Source organism: Pseudomonas emilianonis, assembly GCF_023072625.1.
Lineage (GTDB): Bacteria > Pseudomonadota > Gammaproteobacteria > Pseudomonadales > Pseudomonadaceae > Aquipseudomonas > Aquipseudomonas paraveronii.
Genome location: NZ_JAKNRV010000295.1, coordinates 1 through 6,575, shown reverse-complemented (window position 1 = coordinate 6,575; position 6,575 = coordinate 1). Strand labels below are relative to the sequence as shown.

At 60.4% G+C, this 6,575-nt stretch carries 6 protein-coding genes and 1 pseudogene; 2 read left to right on the top strand and 5 right to left on the bottom strand.

All coding sequences use genetic code 11. The annotated features are described in order from the left end of the window. On the top strand, positions 1–847 hold an 847-nt coding region (locus L9Z73_RS22910; protein ID WP_247405834.1), incomplete at its 5' end, for an amidase family protein. Between the two features lie 149 nt (positions 848–996). Continuing rightward, positions 997–1,860, top strand: a complete 864-nt coding sequence (locus L9Z73_RS22905; protein ID WP_247405832.1) for a LysR family transcriptional regulator — start codon at positions 997–999, stop codon at positions 1,858–1,860. A gap of 56 nt (positions 1,861–1,916) precedes the next feature. Here L9Z73_RS22905 and L9Z73_RS22900 read toward each other — a convergent pair. The 5 genes and pseudogenes from L9Z73_RS22900 to L9Z73_RS22880 form a co-directional block, all read right to left on the bottom strand. Continuing rightward, positions 1,917–2,188 (bottom strand): annotated as a pseudogene (locus L9Z73_RS22900) (hypothetical protein). A gap of 482 nt (positions 2,189–2,670) precedes the next feature. Next, positions 2,671–3,033 carry a hypothetical protein gene (locus tag L9Z73_RS22895; RefSeq protein ID WP_247405829.1) on the bottom strand — a complete coding sequence of 121 codons (363 nt, stop codon included), beginning with the start codon at positions 3,031–3,033 and terminating at the stop codon, positions 2,671–2,673. Between the two features lie 2 nt (positions 3,034–3,035). Further along, positions 3,036–4,031 carry a hypothetical protein gene (locus tag L9Z73_RS22890; RefSeq protein WP_247405826.1) on the bottom strand — a complete coding sequence of 332 codons (996 nt, stop codon included), beginning with the start codon at positions 4,029–4,031 and terminating at the stop codon, positions 3,036–3,038. Positions 4,032–4,167: 136 nt separating this feature from the next. Next, a complete protein-coding gene (locus L9Z73_RS22885) occupies positions 4,168–5,232 on the bottom strand; it encodes a lipocalin-like domain-containing protein (protein WP_247405823.1) in 1,065 nt (354 codons plus the stop codon). Then, positions 5,222–6,575, bottom strand: a 1,354-nt coding sequence (locus L9Z73_RS22880) for an ABC transporter permease (protein WP_247405819.1), incomplete at its 5' end; no start/stop codon positions are given. The genes L9Z73_RS22885 and L9Z73_RS22880, both read right to left, overlap by 11 nt.

Sequence of the window (6,575 nt, the reverse complement as noted above, 5' to 3'; positions counted from 1 at the left end):
AGAGAACGTAAGCGGCGCCGGCGAGCCAGCACCAACGATCACCACCAAGGATCGACTGGCACTGGTAACGGTGACGATCAAGGGCACGCCTTATGTGATCGTCGACATCTGCCTTCGGATGCTGCAAACCGTCGCACAAGCGGATGCACGGGACGGCTTGATCGGCGCGCCGAGGACCACGCCCTGGTTGTCGGACGCAGCGGACTTGAAAGGCCTGCGCGTCGCCTACAGCCCCACCTTCGGCTACGTCGACGTCGACCCGCAAGTGGCCAAGGTAGTCGCCGAGGCGGTGGCGGGCCTGGTGCAGTTGGGCGCCCATGTCGAACAGATCGACCCAGGCTTCAGCGACCCGCTGGAGCTGTTCAGCACCTTGTGGGCAGCCGGCGCCGCCCGCCTGACCGGCCCGATGAGCGACGCGCAAAAACACCTGCTCGACCCCGGCCTGCTGCGCATCGCACAGCGCGGCGAGCGCTTGAGCCTGGACGATTTCAGCGCGGCCCTCGAAGCACGGGCAGCGCTGGTGGCGCGGATGGCGGCGTTCCATGAGCACTACGATGTGCTGGTGTCGCCAATGATGCCGATCACCGCGTTCGAGGTCGGGCACAACGTACCGCCAGGTTCCGGGATGCAGGAATGGATGGAGTGGACGCCGTTTACCTACCCCTTCAACCTGACCCAGCAGCCGGCCGCGTCGGTACCGTGCGGGCTGGCGGCGAATGGCTTGCCGGTGGGGTTACACGTGGTGGCGGCGCGGTTTGCCGATGAGACGGTATTGCGGGTTTGCCAGGCATATGCCAAGGCATTCCCGACCGAGCATCTGCCAGCCCCGATCACCGGAGCAGCGTAGATCCAACTGTGGGAGGGGGCTTGCTCCCGATGAGGGTGTGCCAGAACCCGATCAGTCAACTGACACACTGCAATCGGGAGCAAGCCCCCCTCCCACAGTTCTTGATCGCATTCCACTACAATAGGCGCCCATTCATCCCCGGGGGCTTCATGGACATCGAACTGGCACGCACTTTCCTCGAAATCACCCGCTGCGGCAGCCTGGCCGCGGCGGCCGAGAAACTGCACGTCACCCAGACCGCCATCACCGCACGCGTGAAGAACCTCGAAAGCCAGCTAGGCAGCACGCTGTTTGTACGCAACCGCGCCGGTGCGCGCTTGACCGCCGACGGCGAGGCCTTTGTGGTGTACGCCAACCAGTTGCTGCAAACCTGGGAAGCCGCGCGCCGCGACCTGCCATTGCCCGAGGGCTATCGCAATGTGCTGCATATCGGCGGCGAGGTCAGCCTGTGCAACCCGTTGATGCTCGGCTGGGCGAAGGCCTTGCGCGAACATATCCCGGGGCATGCGCTGCGCACGGAAATCCGTGAAGGCGACTACCTGCTGCGCCAATTGGAACTGGGTGTGATCGACGCGGCACTGGTGTTCCAGCCGCAGTACTGGCCGGGGCTGCAAGTGGAGCAGGTGCTGGAAGAAAAACTGATCCTGGTGCAACGGGTGAGCAAGCCGACCCCATACGTGTATATCGATTGGGGCCCGGGGTTTCGCCAGCAGCATGACGCCGCCCTGCCCGACAAGGCCCGCGCCGCGCTGAGTTTCAACCTCGGGCCATTGGCGCTGCAGTACATTCTGGAGCATGGCGGTGCCGGGTATTTCCGTACCCGAGTGGTGCAAAGCTACCTCGACAGCGGCGTGATGCAACGCGTGCCCAAGGCGCCGGAGTTCAGCTTCCCGACGTTCCTGGTGTACTCGCGGGCGCGGGATTCCGCGGTGTTGCAGCAGGCGCTGGAATTGCTGCGTGGCGTGGTCAAGGCGGAAGGTGACTGGTCGCAACGCTGGGACCCGCTGATTTGAATGTTCGCGCCGGAAACTCGCACATCCCCCACCGGCAGCGAAGCTCCCTTCCACGTTCAAATTGGGATGTTGCACCACCTGCGCCAAACCGACCACACAACCAATGCGATACCCCAAATAAAGCCAAGGTAATAGGGCCACAGCGCCCAACGCTTCTGTCGATCCGCTGATTTCTTTTCCAAAATCGCTTATGGTAACGAACCTTTTCGTTCTCACTGAAGTAACTTTCCAACTCGTCGAGTTTTTTATATTCGGCAAATAGCATCAGTCCCAAGAGGATAGACATCCCAACAAACAGCACAATGGTATAGGCGAGAAAAAAATCCATAGTCAGGCCTCCTCTGGTTGAAAGATCTAATCACCATCGATCTCTATGATCTTGCCGCCTAGAACCAAGCCGCATGCACGACGTGCTAATGCAGCGCCTACGCCCTCAGCAGCCTCCTCCACCCTGCCCCGGCGCAGGTGATGATTCAATACATCAAAATGGTCAGTTTTCTGGTGACTCGTACTGTGGCCCATCAGCCAGGATTGCAAACTACTGTAGTCGATTGTCATGTCGTTGATATATCCCCGCGCAATGCCTTACATCCTTGATGCAATGAAGTTGGCGTCGAAATACAGGCAAGCGAATTCCGTCCGAATACAAGCCCGAGGGGGCTCAATTACATTCAGGAAGTTGCCTACAAAAAAAGATCGGCGCCTACAGAAAGTGCTAATACCTGGTCATCTCCAGAGCCCCTTAAACCTCACCGACCCTTCCAGTACGGAATACTCAGGTTCATCCAGGTGGCGGTGAGGACAGGTGAGCTACCATCGGTACCAAATGCTCCAAACGACTGATGCGATCAGCCAAATAAAAGCAAGACGATACGGCCAAAGTGCCCAACGCTTGAGGGATATCGGGATTGAAGCCAGCTCTGCCTCAGTCACATCGCCCCGCTTTACATGCAGTTTGGGCATTCCTAACAATTGATTGATCAAGAGCATGCGCTGAAACCTGTCGATCCGCATATTTCTTCCCCAAAAACGTTTGTTATCGCAAACCAGCTTGTTTTCACTGAAGTAGCTTTCCAACACTTCGAGCTTTTTGCACTCGGCGTATAACATCAGCCCTACGCCAACCAGAGAGCTTATAAACAGTAAAATACTAAAGACGAGAAAAAGATCCATAGTCAGGCCCCCTCGGGTTGAAAGATAAAAACACCATCGATCTCTATAATCTTGCCGCCCAGAAACGCACCGGTATCCCCCCCTGCATTTCCTCCTATATACCCTCCCCCGGCGCCGCCGATAATTCCACACGTCAGTGCTCCGGGGCCTTTAGTTGCAATACCCAAAAAAATCGTACAGGCGCGACGCGTAGCAACAGCACCCGCCGCAGTGAGCCAGGATGCTCCTGCCACCCCACCCGCCAACCTCCCCGTCTCCACATACTTCGCCCGCCGACACTGCGCCTCCCGCCCCACCACACACGCCTCCTTGATCTCCAAACCCGCTGCGCCCACATCCAGCGCCAACCCAATATAAGAGCCCTTGCCCAACCACTTCGACGTCTGCGAAATCGCCTTCACCCGCTGTGCATACCCGGCGATCTCACCTTTATTCAGATAGCTTTTGGTCGAAATCCCCAGCACCTTCTTCAGCGATTGATTGCCGCGCAACCCCGTGCCAAATCGTGCGGCACCGCGCAGTTGCGTGCCCAGCAGCGCCAGCAGCACCTGGCGCTGGCGGATAAACGCCTGGCGATCCAACCCGCCCGCTTTCAGGCGTTGATGCAGACGCTCGATTTCCTCCAACGTGTTCACGACTTCATCCAGGTGCCGCGACCACGCCGATGTTGTACTGCCGATACCTATCGAGCCATACGTCAGAAGGCTCTGCAGCAGGTCGTAGTTATCGATCATCGTCTGTGCAGCCGCGGCATCCAGCTCCAGGTTGCGATCAATTTCCTCGGCATAACGCACCCACCAGGATTCGTTCCAGGAACAACTGACGCTCTCCGTGTCTGGAACAATCACCATCCGCCCCGGCATCACCCACCCACCGCGCAAGTGATGATTCAACACATCAAAATGGTCAGAGTGCTGGCGGCTCACGCCGTGGCCCATCAGCCAGGTTTTCAAACTGCTGTAGCTGATTGGCTTGTCGTTGATGTATCCGCGCGCCATGCCTTACATCCCGAATGCAATGAAGATGGCGTCGGAATATAAGCAAGCGAATACGGCCAGGACACAAGCCCGAGGGGGCTAAATCACATTTGGGAAGTTGCCTACGCAGAAGAGGATCAGCACCTACAGAAAAGTGCTAATACCCGGTCATCTCCAGATACCCAACCCCTCCCTCAAACTGCACCGGTCCTTCCCAGTACGGAATATTGAGGTTCATCCAGGCCTTCGGGTTGACGGCTTCTGTGGTGATATCCAGCTGTTTGCCGGGAATTTTCAGCGACCAGCGTGTGGGAATACGCCGCCCGTCGATGTCAGTGGTGGCCAGTGGCGTAAGTTGGATATCGGCATTGTGCAAGGTTTGGGTATGGCCCTCGCGGTCGATCCAGGTGCCGGTGAGATAACCCGTGCCGTCCTTTTGTCTTACGCGAAACAGCATCAACTGCTCGCCACGGTCCAGGTGCAGGGAAAACCAGTCCCAGCCGGTCTGGCTGGCGGCCAGGGGTTGGCTGCTCCACTCGCGGTCGAGCCAGGCCGGGCCCGTGACCTGGTACACCTTGCCGTCGAGACTGATGCTGCCGTTGGCGGTGAAAAACGGCTGACTGTAGTAGTACGATGCCTGGCCTTGGTCGGACTTGCGGCTGTAGCCGTTGTCGCCTTGCAGCACCAACGGGCGACTGGACGTCAGGTGCAAGTCGTAGGCGAATTGCGCGCCACTGGCCTTGAGCAGCATGTCCGCCAAGGGGCCGGTTGCGCCTGGGCGGGTGGCGAAGTTCCAGTCGTCGATCCAGGCACTGAACGGCGCGGCCTGGGCCCCGGCCTGGCCGACACCACCGCGAGCGTAGCGCTCGGCGGCGTAGTGCCGGGTGGCCGAGGTGACGGCGGCGTGGCCGAGCCAGATCGTTGAATCCTGCCAGCCCGATTGCGTCGGCCCGGCCTTGAGAGCATTGCGAAACAAGGTCCATTGCACGCCGAATACATGGCCCTGGGCGTCTTTCAGGTTAGCGGTGACGTACCACCACTCGATGCGAAAACCGGCATGGGGGCCGTGATCCTCGGGAAAATTGAAGACCTTGCCGGGCAGCACCTGGGCAAAATCTGCCGCCTGACTGCCCAGGCCGGCGAAACTTTCCTCGGGCGCGGGGGCTTTGTCACAGCCGCTCACCAGCAACAAAACGACGCACAGCAGCGCCTTAATCTTCATGGGCGAACGTCCTCAGCAAATCCGCCGGGCGACTGCGGTACAACTGCCACAGCGGCCATGCCGACGCCAGCAACGTGGCAAGCAGCGCCAACCCCAGCAGTTGCGCCAGTTGCCAGGGGAAAATATGCAATGGCAGGCGCCAGCCAAATGCCTGCACATTGATCACCGCATCCAGGCACCACGCCAACAGCAACCCCAAGGGCAAGGCCAGCAGCAGCGTCAGCACCGCCAACAACCAGGTCTGCCCCAGGTTGAGCAGCATCAATTGCCGGCGCGTTACGCCCAATGCCCACAGCGGTGCGAGTTGGCCGAGGCGGCTTTGGCTCTGGGTCAGCAGGCTGATGAACAGCGCCACGCCTGCCACGCCGAGGGTCAGGCTATTCAGCGCGGCGGTGGCGGCGAAGGTGCGCTCGAAGACCTGGCTCGACCAGCCTTTGAGTTGCTGCTGGTCAACGATACGGCTGTCGTCCAGGGCAAACTCGCGCTGCACTTCACGCACCAGCGGCGCGACGTTTTGCGGGAGTACACGCAGGTTGAAGCGCGCCGGCGACAGCGTCGGCCAATGCGCCAACAGGTGCTGCGCATTGACCAGTACGTGGCCTTTGGGGTTGCCATAGTCGGCGTAGATCCCCACCACCTGGGGCGACCACACACCCTGGGGCGTGGGGATGTCAACGGCGTCGCCCACTTGCACGTTCAAGCGCCGCGCCAGTTGCTCGCTGAGCATCAGCGTGTCATTGCGCAGTAGTTGGTCCCACGGCGCACGCGCCGCTTCCAGCAACGGCCAGTGCTGGCGATAGGTCGGGGCGTCGACCACGCCGAACACATCCGCCGGCCAGCCCCGCAATTGCACGGCGACTTGCCAGGTGGGCAGCACCGCCTGCACCAGCGGTTGTTGCGTGAGCCAGGTATTCAACTGTTCGGCCTGGGCCGGGTTGTGTGGGTTGATGTACAGCTCGGCGGTGAGGCGTTGTTCCAGCCAGTTGTTGAAGGTCAGGCGAAAGCCCGAGGTCATGGAGCCCGCGCCGATGTTGGCCGCCAGCGCCAACAGCAACGCCATCAGCGCCAGGCTCAAGGCCGGCAACTGTTGGCGGCAGTCGGCAAGAAACCATTGTCCGAGCACCGAGCGGCTGCGCCCCAACAGCGCTTTCAACAGTGCATTGAGCAGCACCGGCAGCCCCAACGCGGCACCGAGCAGCAAGGCCGCCATTAGCACAAACCCAGCGGCCAGACTGTCGCCCCACCACAGCGCCAACAGCGCGATCAGCAACGCCGCACTCGCCACCCAGCCCTGACGCCGCAACCAGCGCCCATGGGCCTCATGCCAGGCCTGGGGATTGGCC